The sequence below is a fragment of the Algoriphagus boseongensis genome (assembly GCF_004362805.1).
GTDB lineage: Bacteria > Bacteroidota > Bacteroidia > Cytophagales > Cyclobacteriaceae > Algoriphagus > Algoriphagus boseongensis.
The window spans coordinates 106,310-126,210 of record NZ_SNYF01000005.1 but is presented as its reverse complement, the minus strand read 5'-3'; the positions used below and the strand labels follow the sequence as shown (position 1 = coordinate 126,210).

21 protein-coding genes are annotated in these 19,901 nt (G+C 42.2%); 10 read left to right on the top strand and 11 right to left on the bottom strand.

Translation table 11 applies throughout. The features are described from left to right. Window positions 1-22 precede the first annotated feature (22 nt). On the top strand, window positions 23-946 hold the full coding sequence (locus tag DFQ04_RS00550) for a DUF6089 family protein (protein ID WP_133551644.1): 924 nt from the start codon (window positions 23-25) through the stop codon (window positions 944-946). Window positions 947-1,005: 59 nt separating this feature from the next. Here DFQ04_RS00550 and DFQ04_RS00545 read toward each other — a convergent pair whose 3' ends face one another. Beyond that, a complete protein-coding gene (locus DFQ04_RS00545; protein ID WP_133551642.1) occupies window positions 1,006-1,836 on the bottom strand; it encodes a universal stress protein in 831 nt (276 codons plus the stop codon). A 104-nt stretch (window positions 1,837-1,940) separates the two neighbouring features. Next, window positions 1,941-2,402 carry a GNAT family N-acetyltransferase gene (locus DFQ04_RS00540; protein ID WP_133551640.1) on the bottom strand — a complete coding sequence of 154 codons (462 nt, stop codon included), beginning with the start codon at window positions 2,400-2,402 and terminating at the stop codon, window positions 1,941-1,943. A gap of 69 nt (window positions 2,403-2,471) precedes the next feature. Here DFQ04_RS00540 and DFQ04_RS00535 point away from each other — a divergent pair, with 69 nt between their 5' ends. Continuing rightward, the gene (locus DFQ04_RS00535) at window positions 2,472-2,984 is read left to right on the top strand and encodes a RidA family protein (RefSeq protein ID WP_133551637.1); all 513 of its coding nucleotides are present in this window, start codon (window positions 2,472-2,474) and stop codon (window positions 2,982-2,984) included. A gap of 114 nt (window positions 2,985-3,098) precedes the next feature. Here DFQ04_RS00535 and DFQ04_RS00530 read toward each other — a convergent pair whose 3' ends face one another. Together DFQ04_RS00530 and DFQ04_RS00525 are read right to left on the bottom strand one after the other, a co-directional pair. Continuing rightward, on the bottom strand, window positions 3,099-3,794 hold the full coding sequence (locus tag DFQ04_RS00530; RefSeq protein ID WP_133551635.1) for an XRE family transcriptional regulator: 696 nt from the start codon (window positions 3,792-3,794) through the stop codon (window positions 3,099-3,101). Window positions 3,795-3,851: 57 nt separating this feature from the next. Beyond that, window positions 3,852-4,253, bottom strand: a complete 402-nt coding sequence (locus DFQ04_RS00525; protein ID WP_133551633.1) for a four helix bundle protein — start codon at window positions 4,251-4,253, stop codon at window positions 3,852-3,854. A gap of 249 nt (window positions 4,254-4,502) precedes the next feature. On the opposite strand from DFQ04_RS00525, the gene dinB reads away from it, so the two are divergent. Next, entirely contained in the window at window positions 4,503-5,693 is a 1,191-nt protein-coding gene (dinB, locus tag DFQ04_RS00520) for a DNA polymerase IV (RefSeq protein ID WP_133551631.1), read from the top strand. Window positions 5,694-5,726: 33 nt separating this feature from the next. Here the strand turns inward: dinB and DFQ04_RS00515 are convergent, their stop codons facing one another. Further along, window positions 5,727-6,620, bottom strand: coding sequence for a LysR family transcriptional regulator (locus tag DFQ04_RS00515; RefSeq protein ID WP_133551629.1), 894 nt, complete (start codon window positions 6,618-6,620; stop codon window positions 5,727-5,729). 122 nt (window positions 6,621-6,742) lie between these two features. Here DFQ04_RS00515 and DFQ04_RS00510 point away from each other — a divergent pair, with 122 nt between their 5' ends. Beyond that, complete coding sequence (locus DFQ04_RS00510; RefSeq protein WP_133551627.1) at window positions 6,743-8,392, top strand: proton-conducting transporter transmembrane domain-containing protein; 1,650 nt, start codon at window positions 6,743-6,745, stop codon at window positions 8,390-8,392. Between the two features lie 28 nt (window positions 8,393-8,420). After that, on the top strand, window positions 8,421-10,859 hold the full coding sequence (locus tag DFQ04_RS00505) for a YbcC family protein (RefSeq protein WP_243739603.1): 2,439 nt from the start codon (window positions 8,421-8,423) through the stop codon (window positions 10,857-10,859). Window positions 10,860-10,893: 34 nt separating this feature from the next. On the opposite strand, the gene DFQ04_RS00500 is transcribed toward DFQ04_RS00505, so the two are convergent. Further along, complete coding sequence (locus DFQ04_RS00500) at window positions 10,894-11,271, bottom strand: DUF4174 domain-containing protein (protein WP_262709433.1); 378 nt, start codon at window positions 11,269-11,271, stop codon at window positions 10,894-10,896. A 108-nt stretch (window positions 11,272-11,379) separates the two neighbouring features. Between DFQ04_RS00500 and DFQ04_RS00495 the strand changes: the two genes are divergently transcribed. Then, window positions 11,380-11,910 carry a GNAT family N-acetyltransferase gene (locus DFQ04_RS00495; RefSeq protein WP_133551623.1) on the top strand — a complete coding sequence of 177 codons (531 nt, stop codon included), beginning with the start codon at window positions 11,380-11,382 and terminating at the stop codon, window positions 11,908-11,910. Window positions 11,911-11,994: 84 nt separating this feature from the next. On the opposite strand, the gene DFQ04_RS00490 is transcribed toward DFQ04_RS00495, so the two are convergent. Next, window positions 11,995-12,819: a ferritin-like domain-containing protein gene (locus DFQ04_RS00490; protein ID WP_133551621.1), complete on the bottom strand. Its 825-nt coding sequence runs from the start codon at window positions 12,817-12,819 to the stop codon at window positions 11,995-11,997. A 24-nt stretch (window positions 12,820-12,843) separates the two neighbouring features. Continuing rightward, a complete protein-coding gene (locus DFQ04_RS00485; protein WP_133551619.1) occupies window positions 12,844-13,539 on the bottom strand; it encodes a ferritin-like domain-containing protein in 696 nt (231 codons plus the stop codon). Between the two features lie 224 nt (window positions 13,540-13,763). On the opposite strand from DFQ04_RS00485, the gene DFQ04_RS00480 reads away from it, so the two are divergent. Together DFQ04_RS00480 and DFQ04_RS00475 are read left to right on the top strand one after the other, a co-directional pair. Beyond that, on the top strand, window positions 13,764-14,573 hold the full coding sequence (locus DFQ04_RS00480; protein ID WP_133551617.1) for a creatininase family protein: 810 nt from the start codon (window positions 13,764-13,766) through the stop codon (window positions 14,571-14,573). An 85-nt stretch (window positions 14,574-14,658) separates the two neighbouring features. Continuing rightward, window positions 14,659-15,219 carry a pentapeptide repeat-containing protein gene (locus DFQ04_RS00475; RefSeq protein WP_133551615.1) on the top strand — a complete coding sequence of 187 codons (561 nt, stop codon included), beginning with the start codon at window positions 14,659-14,661 and terminating at the stop codon, window positions 15,217-15,219. A gap of 40 nt (window positions 15,220-15,259) precedes the next feature. On the opposite strand, the gene DFQ04_RS00470 is transcribed toward DFQ04_RS00475, so the two are convergent. Continuing rightward, window positions 15,260-16,897, bottom strand: a complete 1,638-nt coding sequence (locus tag DFQ04_RS00470) for a M28 family metallopeptidase (RefSeq protein ID WP_133551613.1) — start codon at window positions 16,895-16,897, stop codon at window positions 15,260-15,262. Window positions 16,898-17,063: 166 nt separating this feature from the next. Here DFQ04_RS00470 and DFQ04_RS00465 point away from each other — a divergent pair, with 166 nt between their 5' ends. Continuing rightward, a complete protein-coding gene (locus tag DFQ04_RS00465) occupies window positions 17,064-17,486 on the top strand; it encodes a nucleotidyltransferase substrate binding protein (RefSeq protein ID WP_133551611.1) in 423 nt (140 codons plus the stop codon). Continuing rightward, on the top strand, window positions 17,479-17,808 hold the full coding sequence (locus DFQ04_RS00460; RefSeq protein WP_133551609.1) for a nucleotidyltransferase domain-containing protein: 330 nt from the start codon (window positions 17,479-17,481) through the stop codon (window positions 17,806-17,808). The genes DFQ04_RS00465 and DFQ04_RS00460 overlap by 8 nt, the downstream gene beginning before the upstream one ends. Before the next feature lie 3 nt (window positions 17,809-17,811). Here the strand turns inward: DFQ04_RS00460 and DFQ04_RS00455 are convergent, their stop codons facing one another. Continuing rightward, window positions 17,812-18,606: a 3-keto-disaccharide hydrolase gene (locus tag DFQ04_RS00455; RefSeq protein ID WP_133551607.1), complete on the bottom strand. Its 795-nt coding sequence runs from the start codon at window positions 18,604-18,606 to the stop codon at window positions 17,812-17,814. A 151-nt stretch (window positions 18,607-18,757) separates the two neighbouring features. After that, window positions 18,758-19,810, bottom strand: coding sequence for a M42 family metallopeptidase (locus tag DFQ04_RS00450; RefSeq protein ID WP_133551605.1), 1,053 nt, complete (start codon window positions 19,808-19,810; stop codon window positions 18,758-18,760). Between the last annotated feature and the right edge of the window lie 91 nt (window positions 19,811-19,901).

Here is a 19,901-nt window from a genome sequence, read left to right as displayed (position 1 = left end):
GGTTAATTATACCAGACTGATAATGAAAAGATTACTACTTATTCTTTTTTTCTTTTGTGTTTGGGAAGTCAATGCCCAAAGCTTTTATAGATATAGATTTGAGGAACCCTGGTCTATCTCTGCAGGAATTGGGCCTACTCAATATTTTGGAGAATTGTATTCTTTTTGGAAATACAATGAAGGGATTCAACCAGATTGGCATGCTAATTTTTCCTTTAATTATATATTTGGAACCCACCTAAAAGCCAGGGGAGAGTTCACCTATTACAAGATGTCTGGTCAGGATTTACCCTCGGATCCTAGAGCCTATAGAACACCAAGAAATTTAACTTTCCGGGCCAAAAACATGGAAATTGCCGGTATCATTGAATATTACTGGCATCCAGTCAAGCTAAATAACATCACCAGACATCTCTGGAATCCTTATATCTTTTTTGGATTAGGAATGTCAACCAATAATCCCCAAACCCAATTGCGTGGGGAGTGGGTAGATCTTCGCCCCTTTCAACTTGAAAACAACCCGTACGAAAAATACATCATAGTATTTCCCATGGGACTTGGCTTCAAATACAAGTTGAATGTATATATGGATTTCAAGTTTGAGGGAAATTATAGGTATACCCTAACAGACTACATGGATGATATTTCTGCTTACAATGTCAGCGAGTTCTATTTGGACTTAGTGGAAGATTATGTAAGTGGAAATAACCCGGACCGATTGAGACTGGCGATCCGAAACCCAAATTTTGTCTTAGATAATGGAGAACCGGATGTGCAAAAAATACTGCAAAACAGAGGTAGAATCCGAAGAGGATCCGGTCTTACACATCGGTATGATGGATACCTAACTTTTAGTGCCGGGGTGGAAATTTACTTATCCCGAGACATCTTTGACAACTGGATTTTCCGAGACAGAATCTATGAGAAACGATTCAGATTCTGGTAAAAGCAAATAAAAAAGGGCTGTTGAACTTATTCAACAGCCCTTTTTTATTTTCGGCCCATTTAATCATGAACTCTCAAACTCAACACCCCAAAATCAGATTTAAATATCAAGGTTTCAGTAGTCCCGACCAGGTAAGATGAACTTGCAGACTTGACTCTGGAAACAAGGGAAACCAAATTGATTCCGTTGGCATGGCAAAACTCCAATATTCCATGATCCGGATCAGAATGATTGTAGACATGTCTGTGAATTACAAATTGCTCATGTCCCTTAGCAAACTCTGCCATCATAGCATCCGATTCTGAGGAATTGGTAAAGTGCTCAGGAGTATTGATGTAGAGCAAATGGATCGAAGTCTTAAATGCTTTTGCCAAAGGAAGAATTTTTTCGAAAGCCTTTTTCCCAGCTTGATCAAATACAGTTGCAAAAGCAAGTTTTCGAAATGAATTTCCATCCAATGCTTTCTTGACAGCCAAAACCGGACAAGTCGCATTTCTTAGAACTCTCTGGAGATTTGAACCTACAAATTTCCCCTCCTCATAACCCTTTCCATAAGCTCCAACAACTAGAAGATCTGCTTTATTATGTTCCGCTATACGAAGAATCTGTTCGTAAGGAACACCTATTTTGACCACGGGTTCAATGGGTGCCTTGGCAGGAGCTACCATGCGGATATAATTAGGTAAAATATCCATGGCCTCCTCTTTTTCCTCAATCAATTCAGGATGCTTTTGCTGAGCCTCCTCCGGTAATAAATCCCAATCAATCTCAGATGGGATAACGGTTACACAAATAATTCTGGCTCCTGTTTTGGAGCTTATTTTTTGGGCAGTCTTCAGTGCTTCCAATGAATACCCTGAAAAATCAAATGGGACGACAATAGTTTTCATGGCTTTCCGGGTTTAGTTTGAACCTAAAGTTGGCCATTCTTTCATCAAAAACCCTTGCCTAAAATCAGCCTAAAAAGTGACATAAATTAGGTTTTTGCACCAATTCAAAGGGCAAGTTCCATTTTGACATCACATCTTCCATAGGGATTACAACCTACCTCAATCTCCTGAAATCCTAACTTTTTATAAAGCCTAAGTGCTGAATCAAGTTTGGTACTGGAGTACAATTCCATTTTGGAAAAGCCTCTTTCCTTCGCCTTTAGAATAATAGCCTTACCCAGTGCCAGCCCAATTCCTTTTCCCTGTGCGGATGGCAAGACCCCCATTTTGATCATTTCACAAGTATTCTCACCTTCAGGAATCAGGGCTACTGTTCCCAAAATCTCATCTCCAACTTGAGCAAAAATGATTTCCCCACCTTTTTCGAGTATGGTTTGTTCAGGATTTTCCAGCTGAGCTAGATCAAAAGGCTCTAAGGAAAAATACTTCATTACCCATTGCTTATTGATGGATTCGAAATGGTTTTTTAATGAGGGATGAAAAGGTACTATGGCAATCGAGGACATAAATCAGAAATTTCTGGCTGAAAAATACACAGAATGAATTAGCTTGGATAGGTAAAACTTCACTTAGCTATGAAAAAACTCCTCTCTTTATTCTTTTGCGTAATGGTTTTTGCAGGCCTCAATCAGGCTTTTGCCCAAAGTCCTGAGGAGAAACTGAAGGAACTTGGCCTTGAACTACCTGAAGTGAGCCAGCCTATGGCCAATTATGTCAAATGGAAGCAGGTTGGCAATTTGCTGTTTTTAGCAGGGAATGGACCGGATGTGTTTGGAAAAGTCGGGGAAGACCTGACTCCGGAGCAGGGCTATGAAGCGGCAAGATTGACTGGACTGGAAATCATAGCCGTATTGAAAGCAGCTACCGGAGATCTCAGCAAAATCAAACAGTTTGTCAAAGTCTTAGGGATGGTTAACTCTGCCCCTGATTTTACCGGACATCCCCGTGTCATCAATGGATTTTCTGATTTGATGGTGGAAGTATTTGGAGAAAAAGGAAAGCATGCCCGATCTGCAGTCGGAGTTGCGGCCTTACCAAACAACATTGCTGTAGAGATTGAGGTGATCGTGGAGCTGGAGGATGAATAAAAGATAACTTAAGTAATATATGCCTTCGGCAAAATATGCTTCACTTCGTTCAGCTAAATAGGGTATTTGCCCGCAGGGCTATCTTAAAAATATCTGCGAAGCTATCTTAAACCATTAACTCATCGCCAACCGATATTTCCAAACTTCACGAATCTGACTTGCTTCTACTTCGAAAGGAGGATAGATAGGGTTGGCTGAGCAAAGCAGCAATTTCTGCTCGGTCTTGATTCTGTTATAGGCAATTTTAAAAGTCACCCCGTCTTGCTCCGTGACAATAACATAGCGTTCTCCATCCTTTATAGCAGTCCAATCCTCCACATATTCACAAACAATCCAAGCCCCGTCCAGAATAGGCAACATAGAATCCCCATCCACCTGAAAAACCCGATGCTTTTTATCCATAGGAAGGAACGGCAAGGAAAACTTGGGCAATTCAGAAATAAACTCTGGATCAGAAAATCCTGCCAAATAACTGGCTTTAGCTCGTTGTGATACCACTTCAATTAGTTCCCTACCCTGCTCATCTACAGTCGTAGCAAGAATTCGGAGCTTTCGGCCCCTCAAAAATTGATCTGTCTCTAAGAGTTCACGAAGCTTATATTCAGTATAGCTTCCCAGATTTTCCTTTATCAGGATATCCAAAGAAATGCTGAAATACTCAGCTATTCTTACCAATGTATCCAGCGGAGGAGTAATATTCAGCTCATATCCTGCGAGTTTGGAGCGGGAAATCCCCAGAGCCTCAGCCAAGGACTCCTGAGTTAAGCCTTTTTTCTTTCGGAGGAATTTGATATTAGAATTTAATGTCATAGAAACACAGTAGAAATATGATGGAAATAAGCCCCGCAGGCGGGGCGAAATACAGAGCTAATCATCACCTTTAGATTGATTTTTTGCAGAATATGTAGCCTTAATCATATTATTCAATTTGATTTGAACATCATTTCTGATTTTATGAAATAATTCGAATTCTGGGTCTGAGACGATTCCTCTTTCAAAGCCCAAATCAATCCAATGCTCAACACCTTCGGATAAAGAAGCTCTGGATATATAGTAAAATCGGATCTTTTCTAAATAATGAAAGCGCCCATATCCCTCTGCAACATTTGCCCCAACGGAATCAACGGCCTCTAGCATCTGATCGCCCCAAACTTTTCGCTGCTGAAAATTCAGCCTCTGATATATTTCCCAAGCCATGGATGATAGCTTCCTAGCCAAACGATAAACTTCTAAATCCTGAAGTGGATAAAACTTTCTTTTTGATTCCATAGGTCTATCATTAAAAATCATTTCGATATCAATTTTTCAACTCGCGTATCGAAGTATATTTTATTTCACAAGTGTATCTACCCCAATTCTCCAATCCCTATTTCACCGACCAAAGGGAGGTGTATTTCCACTTTATTTCAATCGTATTTCTTCTCCTGTCCTGACAACCTCCGCCACTTCAATATTCAAATTTAAGATTTTTGTCTAAATTATAAACATATAAATGTTAAAATAATTAACAAAAAGATTATGGAGGGGAGAAGGAATATTGCGCACATGGATCTTGATTCATTTTTTGTGTCGGTGGAGCGGCTTTTTGATAGTCGACTACTTGGCAAACCTATTCTTATCGGAGGATCAAGCGACCGGGGAGTTGTAGCTTCCTGTAGCTATGAGGCAAGGAAATTCGGCGTACACTCGGCTATGCCCATGCGGACCGCGCGACAACTTTGTCCGGAAGCCATCATCGTGAGAGGGGATTTTGAAAAGTACAGCCAAAAATCCCATGAAGTCACCGAGATCGTCAAAGAGTCAGTGCCTCTTTTCGAAAAGTCTTCTATCGATGAGTTTTATATGGATCTGACCGGAATGGATCGGTTTTTTGGCTGCTTCAAACTCGCACATGAACTCCGCCAACGCATCATTAAAGAGACTGGTCTACCCATTTCTCTGGGACTTTCTGAAAATAAAACCGTCTCCAAAGTCGCCACCGGAGAAGCTAAACCCAATAATGAAAAGCAGGTTCCTTTTGGTGAAGAAAAGCCTTTTCTCGCTCCCCTTTCTGTACGAAAAATCCCCATGATCGGAGAAAAGACTTCTCAGATGCTCTATAATATGGGAGTGAAAAAAGTCCAAACGCTACAGCAAATGCCCTCCCAACTTCTGGAAGCAACTTTTGGAAAAAACGGGAAGATGATCTGGGAAAAAGCTAACGGGATTGACAAGAATCCGGTTATCCCCTACTCCGAGGCAAAGTCTATTTCCTCCGAAAATACCTTCGAGCAAGACACCATAGACGTTCGTTTATTGGAAGCTACGCTGGTGGCGATGACTGAACAACTCGCATCCAAACTTCGCCAAAAAGGCCAACTTACCGCATGCGTAAGCGTGAAGATCCGCTATTCGGACTTTGAGACGCACACTATGCAGCAGCGCATTCCCTATACTTCTGCGGATCATACGCTGCTTCCCATTGTCAAGGAGCTTTTCAAAAAACTATATAGCCGCCGCTTACTGATTCGTCTGATTGGGGTTCGCTTTAGCAGCCTGGTCTATGGGAATTACCAGATCAAACTCTTCGAAGACACCCAAGAGCAGATCAATCTCTATCAGGCCCTAGATAAACTGAATGTGAAATACGGGGATAAAACCGTCTGCAGAGCCGTAGCAATGAGTGTAGGAAGGCGCAGGTTTAATCCCTTTAATGGGATGGAGATTTGAGAAAAAGCTGATTAGCAATCTTAAATCCCGATTTTAATAACTCAAATACCAATCAAAATACTTTTGGGTGAGACTTTGTTTCTCATTTCGGAGGTATTCCAAAAAAGCCTGACTCACAACAGATAGCTTTTTTCCTTTCAGCCAAACCAATCTCCAATCAGACTTGACCGGTAATCCTGGAGCTGGAATGATATGCAATTCATGATTAAGTAATTCATTTCTTACCCCTATCAAAGGCATAATAGAATCACCAATACCAGCAATTACTGCCTGTTTGACCGCCTCATTGGAGGTCAACTCTATTCTTTTTCTGTGGACTTTTTCCTGAGATTGAAGGTACTGCTCCATGGCGATTCGGGTAGCAGATCCCTCCTCACGAAAAATTAGAGGCTTTTTCTCATCCCGGACAGGACGATTTCCCATGAGATACAATTTATTCTCCAGCAATATTTCCTGCTCCACCTCGATTTTATCAGGCAAGACCGAAACCAGGGCAAAATCAATTTCATTTTTTTTCAAACTTTCAATAACCAAGCTCTTATTGGTCACATCCAGAATCAGATCAACACCTCTGTATTTTTCTAAAAATCCGGTCAAAAAATAGGGAATCACATATTTACCTGTAGAAGCAGCGGATATGCTAAGCTTCCCGGTTAAAAGTCCCTTAAAGGCCTGAGATTTATAGTTGATATTTTCCAGTTCCTCGATAACCCGATCTGCAATCAAGGCCACTTCCTTTCCAAATTCAGTAATATAAAGTTGCCTGCCCACCACTTCTGTTAAAGGCAAATCAAACTGATCCTGAAAATTTTTCAATTGAATAGAAACAGCTGGCTGAGTCATGAATAACTCCTCAGCAGCCCGGGTGACACTTTGAGTTTGAACCACCTTGAGAAATATCTTCAGTTGATGCAGGGTATAATTCATAAACTTTATTTATGCTTTAAATAGTAAATATAAATAAAAATTTATTATCCCAAACTCCCAAATTTGCAGCGTACTTATTTAGAAAAAAATTTAATCCTCTCTAACCACTCAAAATCCAATTAATGAATCTACCAAGCAATCCACTGGCATTTCTGATGCTCCTTGCCCCAGCCGGCTACGCGCTTACGGCAGTAATTTCATGGTTTTATCCAGGGATTAGACCCAAAGCAACACTCATGGCCAGCAAATTAAGCGCTGTCTGGGGGATATTAGTTTCACTGGGAATCGCTACGCTTTTAGCTACTACGGGAAGCATGGAATCTCCGCTCTGGGGATTTGAGGAACTGGGATTTAGTCTACGACTTGATGTGCTCAGTGTGATTATTTACAGCATGATTTCTCTGCTGGGGTATGTCATCCTGAACTTCAGCATCAACTATTTGGATGGAGACTCACGACAAGGCGTATTCCTTGGAAGATTGGCTGCAACTCTTGCTACTGTTCAGATTTTGGTCATCTCAGGAAACCTTGCCTTACTTGGATTCACCTGGATTTTGACGAGTATCTTTCTTCATCGCCTGCTAGTCTTTTATCCAGAAAGACCTCTTGCAAAAATCGCCGCCCGAAAGAAATTCATCGTGGCAAGATTGTCCGACCTAACGCTTCTGATTGCTTTTGGCATCTTATATTTTTTAACGGGCTCAGGAAACTTAGGAGCAATTTTTTCCTCAATCACTACTGAGTTTGCTCAAAACCCTTCAGGCTTAGTGGAGCTAGCAACTTGTCTTCTAGCACTTGCTGCGATCTTAAAGTCGGCTCAATTCCCAACTCACGGATGGCTGATAGAGGTGATGGAAACTCCCACTCCAGTTTCTGCCCTGCTTCATGCCGGATTATTGAATTCAGGCCCATTCCTAATCATACGAATGGCCCAGATCATGGAGGTTAGCACCTACGCTCCTTTGATTTTGCTGGGTATTGGAGGATTGACAGCCATCATCGCAACCATTGCTTACCTCACCCAAACTTCCATCAAAACAGCTTTGGGATATTCCAGTGTTGGTCACATGGGATTCAGTTTGATGATGAGTGGATTGGGACTTTACTCAGCAGCTTTGGTCCACTTGGTTTCTCATTCCTTTTACAAAGCCCATGCTTTCCTTTCTTCCGGAAGTGCGGTTCAGGGAATCCAAAAGGGGAAAATGCAATCCAAAAAGTATTCTCCAAATCCATGGCAACTTGCATTTGGATTTATCCTAAGTTTGGGGCTTTTGGGTGGAATTGGGTATGTTTTTGGAATAGATCCAAAGCAGGATTGGGGGCTGTTATTCCTTGGTGGAATCATGATCTTGGGAGTTTTCCAACTCCTTTCCTCAGGTTTGGCCAATTCCTCAATCTTCCCTATGGTTGCCCTGCTAAGTGCTGGTTTGGTCGGTGTCTTTTTTATATTGGAATCATTTACCCACCAACTTATAGCTTCTCAAATCCCAGCTTTTGCTGAGCCTACCACAGGGAGAATCATCCTAGCTTCTGGAATAATTTTGATCTCTGGACTCGTAGTCATTGCTCAGTTACTGACTCTTTCCAAGCCTAATTCTCCACTTCGTTTAGCTTGGGCCATACACTTTAGAAATGGACTTTATGCAAATGCATTTTTTGACCGAATGGTAGGAGGACTTAGAGTACCCAAATCTACCTACCTCCTGAAAAACGAGCCCAAATGGTCAGAAAACGAATCCAAAAAGAAGTCTTTCGAAGATACATTAGCCTAATCCTCCTCTCCTAGCTAAACAAAAAAACATGAATTCTAACTTCTCAAAAACATCGGATAGTTTATCGCCTCAGCTGGAAGAAATTCTTGCAAAGACTTGCAAAAAAATTGCGCCGCTTTGGCCTCTAAAGAATTTCGTTGCCGTGAATCCTTTTCTGGGACTTACCGAGATGAAATTTGAAACTGCCGCAAATTATTTGGCTCAAGTTGGAGGAATTAGCCTAACCTTGCCTAAGGATTTTTACTTGCAAAAAATCAAGGAAGGACAAATCGGAGTTGAAGACCTTCAACTGAATGGGTTTTCTGTCGACCCCACAAATAAGGAGAATACAAAACTGCCAGAATTACAAAATTTCAGCGATGTGGCATCCTTAAAAACTGGCCATGACTGGAATCATTACCTAATTACAAGAATCACGTCTTGGGCTTCGGCTTATTTTGATCAAGGTCAGGCCAACTGGGTTGCGGCAAATCAAAACACTGGAATTTTTCAAGCCTGGAAAACAGAAGCCTCTATAGATCTTAGCCCGGAGATCGCCGGCTTAAAAAATTTCAGAAAACAGGTAAAATCCTTTTCTGATAATCCCAATAAAGCCCTTCAGGAAGCCTTACAAATACTGGATATTCCTGAAAAAAGCCTTCCAACCTATCTCCACCGACTTTTACTGAAAGTTGGAGGTTGGTCAGGATACATTGCGCAGTTGGATTGGGAAAGTGAACTTTATGGGGAAAAAGGAGGAAAACTTTCCGAATTCTTGACCATTCTGGTGTGCTGGGAGGCAAGCATGAAACTTTCACTAAATACTCCTGCTCTTTCTCTACTTTGGGAAAAAGCGAAGCATCAGCATCAAAAATGCGAACCGGAGAAACTGGTTCCTCAGCAATTAACAGAAAGGCTAAAGCTTCAAGAGTCCTTTGATCGGGCTACTCAGCAAAAATTGATTTCCAAATTCAAATCTGCGCCACTTTTATCCCCAATTCCTGCCTCCAGGCCGAAAGCCCAAGCTGTTTTCTGTATCGATGTGAGATCAGAAGTCTATAGAAGAAACCTAGAAGCAGCAGACTCAGAAATAGAAACCTTCGGCTTCGCAGGCTTCTTTGGCTTCCCTATTCAATATATTCCTTTCGGCCACGAACATAGCGAGTCCTTGTGCCCGGTTCTTATTCCTGCAGGAATCCAAATTTCAGAAACTGCCTCTCAAGCTGAACAAGAGCAAAGCCTCTTAAATAGCAAAATCAGAAAATTCCAATTGGGCAAGCTTTGGAAAAGCTTCAAATCTGGAGCAGTTACCTGCTTTAGCTTTGTAAGTCCTTTAGGAATTTTCTACCTGTTCAGACTTTTTGCAGCCAGCCTCAGAATGTCAAAGTTCGGACTTCAGGTATCCAATTTGAAAGGGAAATCTGCAGCTATTGCGAGTACCAAAATCAGCCTAAACGAGGAAGTCAAAAACGGAATGGCTCTTGGAATTCCCTTGGAGCAACAGGTGAAAATGGCCCAAAGCGCCTTGAAAGCCATGTCTCTGCCTGATCAACTCGCAAAATTTGTCTTGATCGTGGGACATGGATCCCATTCGGTAAACAACCCGCATGCATCTGGGTTGGATTGTGGAGCCTGCGGTGGTCATTCTGGAGAAGTAAATTCCCAAGTTGCTGCTGCCGTTTTGAATAATCCTCAGGTTCGGGAAAACTTGAAATCATTAGGTATTCACATTCCTGAAGACACCGTTTTCTTAGCTGCACTTCACAATACGGTGACGGATGAGGTAAGCATTCTAAATTCGGAATTAGTTTCACCAAATCAGAAAGAGGAATTCCAATCTTTGCAAGCTTCATTGGAGCAGGCAGGGAAACTTACCAGATTGGAAAGAGGACTTCGATTGAATTCAGACAAAAATTCAGACCAAGGTTTAATTTCCAGAAGTGTGGACTGGTCGCAGGTAAGACCAGAATGGGGATTGGCTGGATGTTCTGCCTTCGTTATTGCTCCAAGAGAAAAAACCAAATCTCTGAACCTTGAAGGGAAATCCTTCCTACATTCTTACACTTGGGAAAAAGATCCAGGCTTCCAGATTTTGGAAGTGATCATGACCGCTCCGATGGTGGTTACCAGCTGGATTAATTTGCAATATTTCGCCTCAACGGTAGACAATACACATCTCGGCGCAGGAAACAAAACCCTTCACAATGTCACCGGAGGAATTGGAGTCTTGGAAGGATTCTCAGGAGATTTGAGAGTTGGATTACCCATGCAGTCCATCCACGATGGGGAAAAATTCCAGCACGAACCTGCCAGATTAAATGTAGTCATTAATGCTCCTCTTGAAGCCATCAACGGAATTCTTGCCAAGCATCAAAACATCAGAAATCTCTTTGACAATAAATGGATTTTCCTTCTGGCACTGGATGAAACCGGAAAGGTTTCCCACAAGTACTCCGGAAATTTGGAATGGATCGAAGTGGAGAATTAAAAGTCTTACATAAAAAATGAGGAGTTTAAGCTCCTCATTTTTGTTTATTGTCCTTTCTCATTTCTGATTGTCGCATGGGCATAGAGTCAATCAAACGGAATAGCTCCTCCATTGGAAGTTCGCTTCCCCCTTGACTTTTTACTCCTCCATCTAAACCTACCAATGCCCAGGTAGAAGTCGGACGAATTTTTTCCTTTAATTCCATAAAGCCTGATACGTCGAGACTTTCCTCTGCATTGGTCCATATCAAATTTTTCCCAACCAGATGAACCAATAACAATTTCCTGTCCCGTATTTCCTGCCGGTGATTGGAAAGAAATTCTGAATCAAATCCCTCAGAGGAATAATTCACGATAATCCGCTTTTGCCATCGGAAATCCTCTGGTGACTTAGGTGGTGAAAACACACTCATATGTAGTAGCAAACTGAAAATCAAAGCATTCATATTATCAAAACACGTTTTATAAGCACTTGTTTAAAGAACGCTCAGGTTCTATTTTTGAAAATCCCCAAACTCCTGATGAGCGCCTACCTTTTCACCACACCCAGACTTGGATTTCGGACATGGAAAGAATTTGACTTAGATGACTTTGCCGCCATCAATGCAGACCCTGAGGTGATGCGCTTTTTTCAAAAACCCTACACTCGAGAGGATACCCAAGCCATGATGGAACGCATGCAAAACATGTTTGAAGAAAAGGGGTATTGCTATTTTGCTGTTGATCTTTTGGAGACCAAAGAGCTTATCGGAGCTATTGGTTTGGGTTGGAAAACGTTCGAGTCTGACTTTACACCTTGCGTGGATATAGGCTGGAGAATCGGGAAAAAGTGGTGGAATAAGGGACTAAGTTCCGAAGGGGCAAAAGCCTGTTTGGATTTTGCAAAGGAGAAACAAATCCAGGAAGTACTATCTATGGCCTCCACCGGAAATCTTGCTTCAATTCAAGTCATGAAAAAAATCGGCATGAGTTACTGGAAAGATTTTGACCATCCTGACCTTAAAAACCATCCTGATATCCAGCGTTGCAGTCTTTATCGAATTCAGTTCTAAACCGAATTTTCCTATTCCTCATTCATAATTACGAAAAAAAGCCACCCTCTTTCGAAGATGGCTTTAGCCCAACTACCACCCAACTTAGTTGGTACTTAAAAATAATCCTGCTATTCCTAGCACTTCGTTCATGGACAAAGGCTCATCCCAAGCCTCTGAAACAGCTCCGGCATCAATTCCGGTCAAATTGACCACATTCACCCCTGCATGGCTAACATTTTCCTCACCTGCATAGATCGCTTGTGTAGCTGCTGGAAGACTTCCAATAGAGGCATTAGTCACCCAACCCTTTTGGGTATCCAATCCCTTTTTAGTCCTTAGTCTTCTTACCATGGAAGCATGTCTTGCCTCCACCGAATGAATGGACAAAGCCGCCGTCAACACCACATCGCTTTCCATCACATTGGCGGCTTGTCCTTTATAGGCTCTTACCCCAGTATCTTCAAATGCCTGCGCTAAGGCCAAAAAGGTCGGATAATCCGAGAATGGTGCAAATGCCCCTCCCACAGTAAAATCGAATTTCGGCTCTGTCACCGGAGTGCCATTCAGCACATTGGCAATCACCTCAGTCAAAAACTTCACATGAGCCAATTCATGATCTCTTATTTTCTGGAAAATCGGTCTTTCAGAAGCCATAATCACCCCTGAGTCTAATCCCATTTGATAATAGCGGTATTCCAAATGTTCCAAGGTCAAGGCATAATTCAGCACCCCAATCAGAGAAGCAGTATCTGCTTTTGCGACCTTTGGAAGAGCGGTAAGGATCGAAAGTGGAACAGCACCCAAGGCGACTTTTTTACTAAAATCTCCAAACTGCCGAAAGGCATCCCTCCGGGAATAAAATCGGTCTTTCTCTTCTGGGGTATTCGTATCTGGACAAATGCTGTCCAATAGTTTGATCAAATTCATGTCTTTAGTGTTTTGGTGAAAAGATTAACTTGGAAGTTGGCTGAAGTCGATTTCAGTCTTCACATAGGTACTTGCAGCGGTCAAAACCTGCTGAAAATTCAGAGTCCGTTCCAAACCATTTACATCAATCAGATCATCCCCGGCAAAGTCCACAGAGTTAGGATTGATCAAATCACGGATGGCAGCGGCATGCCTTGCCTCCACAGAAACTATTTTTCCGGCAATCAAAAGCAAGTCTGCGCTTTCCAAAAATTGACCTGCTCCGTTGTAGGCAGCTACTCCCAAGTCTTCAAAAGTCTTAGCTGCGGCCAAAACAGAATTTCTACTGCTGAAATCAATACTGCTAAAATCCACTTCCAAATCCGCAATTGCGCTAGCTCCCAAAGCCACTTTGAAAAATTCTCTGTGGGCACGCTCATGCTTTTCCAAGTCTCCGAAAATGATTTTTTCCTCGGCTGAGGCATTGGCAAAGAAACTTCCCATCATCACCTGGGCATAAAATGCAGCTTCCAGTTGCTCCAAAGCATAGGCATAATTCAAGATCCCAGTGTCTCCAGAGCCTAAGCTCACTTTTCCGCTCATCATTGGCATGCGGTCCTCATCATCACATCCCATTAGCAGCAAGCCAGCTCCCGCTACGGTCAGTCCGCTCATTTTGAGAAATTGTCTCCGGGGATTGGCTGTCTTCAGCCCTTCCGGCATAAATAATTCGTTTTTCATTGGTCTTATGTTTAGGTTAAAATCCGGTTTAGAATTCCATGGAAAAATCTGATCATTGACCGATTTGGAAAGATCTACGAAGTGGAGTAAAAGCTTGGATTGACCTCCACTTGAAAAAAATCAGATTTTATTTTGCGGGAAAAATGAAACTCGAATTGGATAGGTAAAATGATAGCTAGGCGAAAACAGGATAAAACCTTATTTTGCTCCAAAAAACCACAACTATGAAAACACTTTTCTCCATTCTTCTACTTTGTATTTTTTCTACTCCAATATTTGCTCAAGGTCCATCCACCCGAGAAATGGATCGAATTAATTGGATGGAGTTTGCGGAATTTGTCCCGGAAAAAATCAACACCGTGCTTCTGCCAACGGGGACCCTAGAACCACATGGAGTAGTGAACAATGGAGCCGATAACACCGCTCCTTTTGCCATGGCAAAAGCGATGGCCAATGACCTCAATGCACTGATTGCTCCAACGCTTAATTATGGAATTACCGGTTCGATGGCCGCTTTTCCCGGTGCTTTTCAAATCACAGAAGAGGCCTATGCTCCATTTATCAAGGATATTTTAAAAGGCCTGGCAAAAAACAAATTCAAAAACATCATTATTCTCAATGGACATGGGGGCGGACAAACAGCAGTTCTACAAAAAGTGGCGGCTGAAGTGGCTAATGAACTAGGCGTACGAACCCTAGTAATCAATTGGTGGTCTTATGCTTCCGATGTGACTTTGGAGGTTTTCAAAGAAGACGGAGGACATGCCGGATTGAATGAAACGGCCTATATCCAAGCCATCGACCCCACTTTGGTTCATAAAGAAAGATATAACCCAGATCAAGCCACTGCTTATCCTAAAACCGGAACTTGGTCGGCCGTGCCCTTTCCTTCTTCCATAGGATTGTATCAGGAGAGCCAGGGCTATCCCAACTTTGACGAAAAACAAGCCAAGGAATACTTCGAAAAAGTGAATGCAAAAGTGCTGAAGCTGATTCAGGAAACGATTAGGAAGTGGGATTTGGCGGGATTGTAGAAATAAGATTTACGAATTACGATTTACGAGGCATTACCCAAATTCAAAGCTTATCTCCCAACGCTGAAGGCTTCAAACTATACTCATGCTGTTTTTCTCAGATAAGATATTTCAAAACCAAAACGCTGCTGATTTCCAGATCGGGGAGTATGATTCCTGTTCGTTTGTGGGCTGCAATTTCTCCAACTTCAATTTTCATGGAGCCAGTTTCGAGAACTGCACCTTCAGAGATTGTGACTTAAGCAATGCTAAAGTTTCGGGAGTAAGTTTTCAACAAGTCAAGATGGAGCGATGCAAAGTCTTGGGTGTGCACTTCAATTCAGCCAATCCTTTTTTGTTGGAATTCAACTTCCAAAACTGCCAGTTGGACTACTGCAATTTCTTCAACCTCCAACTCAAAAAATCCATCTTCCAAAACTGTCGACTCTTGGAAGTAGACTTTTCCCAAACTGACCTCAGCGGAGCTAGTTTTTTGGGTTCAGATCTCAGCGGAACAGTCTTTGACCGCACCAATCTGGAAAAAGCCGATTTCCGGGAAGCTATCCATTACCGCCTAGACCCTGAAACCAACAAAGTCAAAGGAGCAAGATTTGATCTGGAAGGATTACCGGGATTGTTGGGGAAATGGGGGATTAAGATTGGATGAAGCAAAAAAAACCGGACCTCAGAGCCCGGTTTTTTAGTCCTTATTTCTTCATGTATCCATCGCGGATGGCTTTGAATTCGGAGCCAGCTTTCCAATTTGGCCATTTGTCCGAATTGGCTAGACTTTTACCGACGTTGTAAAGCACCTGCACATCGTCTACTGCCCCATCCAGATTCCAGCGGCTGGTATCGTATTGATCGGATGGTTTGTGGTAGTAAACCGCCACATACTCCTCCTGAAGCTGCTTGCCGTATTCTTTTCCTTTTTCGAAATGGTCTATTCCAGTTCCAAAATAAAGGGCTGGCACACCGACTTTGGCAAAGTTGAAATGATCTGAACGGAAGTAATAACCTGCCACCGGATTAGGTTCAGGAGCGCTATATCTACCTAATTTTTCCAATTCCACATTGAGCAAATCTTCCATTTCGGATTGACCTACACCGAAAATTGAGACATCCTTCATTTTTCCGTAAGGATTGATTCCATCCATGTTGATATTGGCTACGGTCTTTTCCAGAGGATAAATCGGGTTTTCGGCATAGTAGGCCGAACCCCAAAGTCCTTGCTCCTCTGCGGTAACTGCCAAGAAAATGACTGAACGATCTGGCTTTTCATCTGTTGCATAGGCCTTGGCCAAAGCTAAAAGCGCCGCAGTTCCAGAGGCATTATCCAATGCTCCGTTGTAGATGCTATCTCCTGTTTCATCCGGCTTTCCAATTCCGAAATGATCCCAATGCGCGGTGTAAATGATGTATTCCTCCGGTTTGGTCTTTCCAGTCAATTTCGCAACCACATTCTGGGAAACATTATATTCAGCTTCAACTTGGATGGAAGTGGTCAAATTCACTCCCAAAGACTCACCTTGAAAACCTTGCTTTCTGGCTGCTGCTAAAAGTTCAGAGTCATTTTTTCCGGCCAATTCAAAAAGCTTCTTGGCTGAAGGCAAAGTCAACCAACCCTCAAATCCAAGCTTGTAATTTTCCTTTCCTCGATCATCTAGGTATAAAATCGGTTGATGATGTTTTCCCTGAACTACATTGAAACCATAGCCAGCAGGGATGGTATTGTGCACGATCAGGCAACCCAAAGCTCCTTGACGGGCGGCTTCCTCATACTTGTAAGTCCAGCGTCCATAGTAAGTCATGGTATTTCCTTTGAAAAAGGTGGCGTCCTCGGTTCCAAAACCAGGGTCATTGACGAGTACGACTACGATTTTTCCTTTGACATCCAGTCCTGCATAGTCATTCCATCCATACTCTGGTGCTACGATCCCAAAACCCGCAAATACTACTTCCGCATCTTTGATTTCTACCAAAGAATCGGTTTTTTGGGTCCAAATCACAAAGTCCTGGAAACCGTTTAGCGATACGGAAGAACTTGAATTCTTCAGCTCCATTGTCTCAGCAGACTTGCTGACGATGGATACCATTGGCACATCCTGATAGTAAGAATCTCCATTTCCGGGCTCCAGTCCCAGATTTTTGAATTCTGTTTCCAGAAAAGATGTGGTGATTTTTTCCCCTTCGGTGAAAGGTCTACGCCCCTGAAATTCATCTGAGGCGAGTTTGATCAGGTTGGGCTCAAGATCAGAAACCTGAAATTGATAGTGTGTTTCCTCTTTGGCGCAGCCCGATAAAGCTGCTATAGCCAAAAAGGCGATTGGAAGAATTCTTTTCATATTTTAGAATAAGTTTGTTTCAGTTACAGCGGTCGTTTTCGAATTGGCTTTTCGCTAAATCAAATAGTTTTTCAAGTCTTAAGTTATCCAATTTTGTGTGTTATTGAATCAATTTCTTTTTGATGCAAAACTGGAAAGCCAAGAATAAAACCTTTAAATTTCATTTATGATGGAAGATATTCGCTGGCACCAGAGGCTTAGTCATTTTTCAAAAGCACTCATTCAACTAGAGGAAGGTGTGACCCTGTCGGCAAGTCGAAAATTAAGTTCACTGGAAGAACAAGGATTAATTCAGGCCTTTGAATTCACGCATGAATTAGCCTGGAATGTGCTCAAGGATTATTTTACTTATCAGGGGAACCCGACAATTACCGGTTCTAGAGATGCTTCGAGGGAGGCTTTCAGAAGAGGATTAATTAAGGATGGAGAAGGTTGGATGGAAATGATTAAAAGTAGAAACCAATCTTCCCATACCTACAATGAAGAAATCGCATCTGAAATAACTGATAAAATTAAATCCACTTATTTTTCTTTATTTAAAGATTTGGAAAACAAGCTTATGGCAATTAAAAGTCAGGAAAGTGATTAGATTTGGTCTTACAGATAAAGTCATCAAAAGCTTAAATAGAGTTTTTCAACTCCATCCCAATGTGGAGAGAGTAATCATTTATGGCTCCAGAGCAAAGGGTAATTTTCTCCCTAATTCAGATATCGATCTGGTGATCCAAGGTGAAAACGTAAATTTTTCAGAATTGCTTGAGATTGAAAATGAATTAGACGAACTGCTGCTTCCCTACCAGATCGACTTATCCCTTTTTCATTTCCTATCTTCCAGTAAGGATTTGCTAGGGCATATCGAAAGAGTCGGAAAGACTTTTTTCAAGAAAAACTCACTGAAAATAGAAGCATGACAATCAAAGCTCCCGGATTCGGATATTTTTAAACAGTACTCCCTGACCCTCGCTTTGTAAACCGATATAGCCTGATTTGAGTGGAGTGCCATCTACCTTAATTGCCGGGTCAAACCGATTGGCCACGCCTCCGCCGATCTGCGGAAAGCTGTAGGTCAAAACAGTATCCCCATTGACCAAATGATGAACAATTGAATCTCCATAGACGATCAATTCGGCTTTCACCCATTCGTCCCATTTGAAAGTTGGAGAACTGGAATTGATGCAATGTCGCTCGTCGATTTTTCCTTCAAAAACCACATCTGTGCCGGGACTACACATATTTCCGGTTGGTCTTGTTTCTCCTTCTTTTTCCTCTGCCAGCATCTGATATTCTACAGAAATCGGCCAGTCCTGTTCTTTCAAAATCGTCTCTGGAGCCTGGGAATGAAACATTACCCCGGAATTCCGATAGGTATAGCTAGGGGCTGATTCCAGAAATTGATCCGTAAACCGATACTCCCAAACTAAATGAAAACTTGCAAAGGACTTCTCATAAAACAAGTGTCCAAAGCGATCTTCAAACTGATCATACTCCTCATAATTCACGGCTATTGCTCCATTTTCTACGCGGAAGGTATTAGCGTAATTGTCCCCTAAATCATGGTGATGGATTTTGGGAGTCCAGCCTGTGAGATCCTTTCCATTGAATAGCTCTTGCCAATCAGGTTCCTCAGCTTGGGATGAAGCAGCTTCTTTCTCGGCCTTTTGGCAGGAGAAAAAGAAAAGGATTACGATAAATGAAATGTGGATTTTCATAGGTCGGAAGTAAAGTGGTCTGTGAGGACACAGACCACTGAGATTTTTAAACTACTTCGATATTCGATATTCTTTATTCGATATTCGAAATTAAAGACTTTAAAATATCGAACACCAAACGCTAAATGATGAATATTGAAGTAGGTTTTGATCAATGACTCCAATCGTAGCTGTCGACTTGTTCCAAACAAGCCACCAAAAGCGAAATTGAATCCGCAATATCTTTTTTATGCGCCATCTCTATTACCTGATGCAAATGACGGGTCGGGATGGAAATCGCTCCGGCAATTGCTCCTTGCTTACCCATTCGCTGCACACCAGCGGTATCTGTGCCTCCAGCGGTCAGGATTTCCGGTTGCCAAGTAATGGCTTCCTTGGTAGCAGTTTGCTTCATAAACTCCACCATACGGTAATCACAGATCGTCATCGCATCCATAATTTTAATGGCAGTTCCTTTTCCTAGTTCGGTGACTTTCTCATGTGGAGATGCTCCCGGTACATCAAAAGCAATCGTAGTATCCAAGGCAATTCCAAAGTCGGGATTAATCCCGTGAGCTGCCACATTGGCTCCCCTAATCCCAACTTCTTCCTGTACAGTAAAGGTCGCATAAACATCGTAAGCTGGATTTTCAAGCTTTTTCAAGGCCTCAATCAGGATAAATACAGCCACTCGGTTATCGATAGACTTGCAATTCACGCAATCCCCCATCTCAATCAATTCCCGATCCCGAGTCACCGGATCGCCAATGGTCACATACTTTTCAACTTCTTCTTTGGACATTCCCAAATCGATAAAAAAGTCAGTGGTTTTAGGAAGTTTGGCTCTTTCTTCTTGAGTCATCACGTGGATTGGTTTACTTCCCATCACGCCAACCAAGTCCTTTTTCCCATGGACAATCACCCGCTGTGCAGTCAAGGTCTTTGGGTCAAATCCTCCCAGCGTATGAAATCTCAAAAAACCCTGCTCATCGATATGGGTGACCATAAACCCGATCTCATCCAAGTGAGCAGCGACCATCACCCGCTTACCGTCTGGGTTTCTTTTGCCTTTTTTAATAGCAATGACATTGCCCAGATTATCGGTTTTGACTTCATCTGCGAGAGGAGTGACTAACTCAATTACCAGATCACGAACTCGTTTTTCAAAACCAGGAGCACCGGCGATTTCACAGATTTGTTTAAGAAGGGGGACGTTTATTTCCATAATAATTAATGATTCAATTTTGGTTGAAAATAGAAATTTTGAATCCAAGTACCACGGCCAAAAATGGAAAAAGGCACAAAGAAAAAATCTT

What these genes read in the sequence shown, in the direction of transcription:
- DFQ04_RS00545 (WP_133551642.1), bottom strand. Translation starts at nt 1,836, where the DNA reads ATGAAAACTATTGTCGTCCCATTTGATTTTTCAGGGTATTCATTGGAA.
- DFQ04_RS00530 (WP_133551635.1), bottom strand. Translation starts at nt 3,794, where the DNA reads ATGACATTAAATTCTAATATCAAATTCCTCCGAAAGAAAAAAGGCTTA.
- DFQ04_RS00535 (WP_133551637.1), top strand. Translation starts at nt 2,472, where the DNA reads ATGAAAAAACTCCTCTCTTTATTCTTTTGCGTAATGGTTTTTGCAGGC.
- DFQ04_RS00475 (WP_133551615.1), top strand. Translation starts at nt 14,659, where the DNA reads ATGCTGTTTTTCTCAGATAAGATATTTCAAAACCAAAACGCTGCTGAT.
- DFQ04_RS00455 (WP_133551607.1), bottom strand. Translation starts at nt 18,606, where the DNA reads ATGAAAATCCACATTTCATTTATCGTAATCCTTTTCTTTTTCTCCTGC.
- dinB (WP_133551631.1), top strand. Translation starts at nt 4,503, where the DNA reads ATGGAGGGGAGAAGGAATATTGCGCACATGGATCTTGATTCATTTTTT.
- DFQ04_RS00485 (WP_133551619.1), bottom strand. Translation starts at nt 13,539, where the DNA reads ATGAAAAACGAATTATTTATGCCGGAAGGGCTGAAGACAGCCAATCCC.
- DFQ04_RS00480 (WP_133551617.1), top strand. Translation starts at nt 13,764, where the DNA reads ATGAAAACACTTTTCTCCATTCTTCTACTTTGTATTTTTTCTACTCCA.
- DFQ04_RS00495 (WP_133551623.1), top strand. Translation starts at nt 11,380, where the DNA reads ATGAGCGCCTACCTTTTCACCACACCCAGACTTGGATTTCGGACATGG.
- DFQ04_RS00450 (WP_133551605.1), bottom strand. Translation starts at nt 19,810, where the DNA reads ATGGAAATAAACGTCCCCCTTCTTAAACAAATCTGTGAAATCGCCGGT.
- DFQ04_RS00515 (WP_133551629.1), bottom strand. Translation starts at nt 6,620, where the DNA reads ATGAATTATACCCTGCATCAACTGAAGATATTTCTCAAGGTGGTTCAA.
- DFQ04_RS00465 (WP_133551611.1), top strand. Translation starts at nt 17,064, where the DNA reads ATGATGGAAGATATTCGCTGGCACCAGAGGCTTAGTCATTTTTCAAAA.
- DFQ04_RS00470 (WP_133551613.1), bottom strand. Translation starts at nt 16,897, where the DNA reads ATGAAAAGAATTCTTCCAATCGCCTTTTTGGCTATAGCAGCTTTATCG.
- DFQ04_RS00550 (WP_133551644.1), top strand. Translation starts at nt 23, where the DNA reads ATGAAAAGATTACTACTTATTCTTTTTTTCTTTTGTGTTTGGGAAGTC.
- DFQ04_RS00510 (WP_133551627.1), top strand. Translation starts at nt 6,743, where the DNA reads ATGAATCTACCAAGCAATCCACTGGCATTTCTGATGCTCCTTGCCCCA.
- DFQ04_RS00525 (WP_133551633.1), bottom strand. Translation starts at nt 4,253, where the DNA reads ATGGAATCAAAAAGAAAGTTTTATCCACTTCAGGATTTAGAAGTTTAT.
- DFQ04_RS00505 (WP_243739603.1), top strand. Translation starts at nt 8,421, where the DNA reads ATGAATTCTAACTTCTCAAAAACATCGGATAGTTTATCGCCTCAGCTG.
- DFQ04_RS00500 (WP_262709433.1), bottom strand. Translation starts at nt 11,271, where the DNA reads ATGAGTGTGTTTTCACCACCTAAGTCACCAGAGGATTTCCGATGGCAA.
- DFQ04_RS00490 (WP_133551621.1), bottom strand. Translation starts at nt 12,819, where the DNA reads ATGAATTTGATCAAACTATTGGACAGCATTTGTCCAGATACGAATACC.
- DFQ04_RS00540 (WP_133551640.1), bottom strand. Translation starts at nt 2,402, where the DNA reads ATGTCCTCGATTGCCATAGTACCTTTTCATCCCTCATTAAAAAACCAT.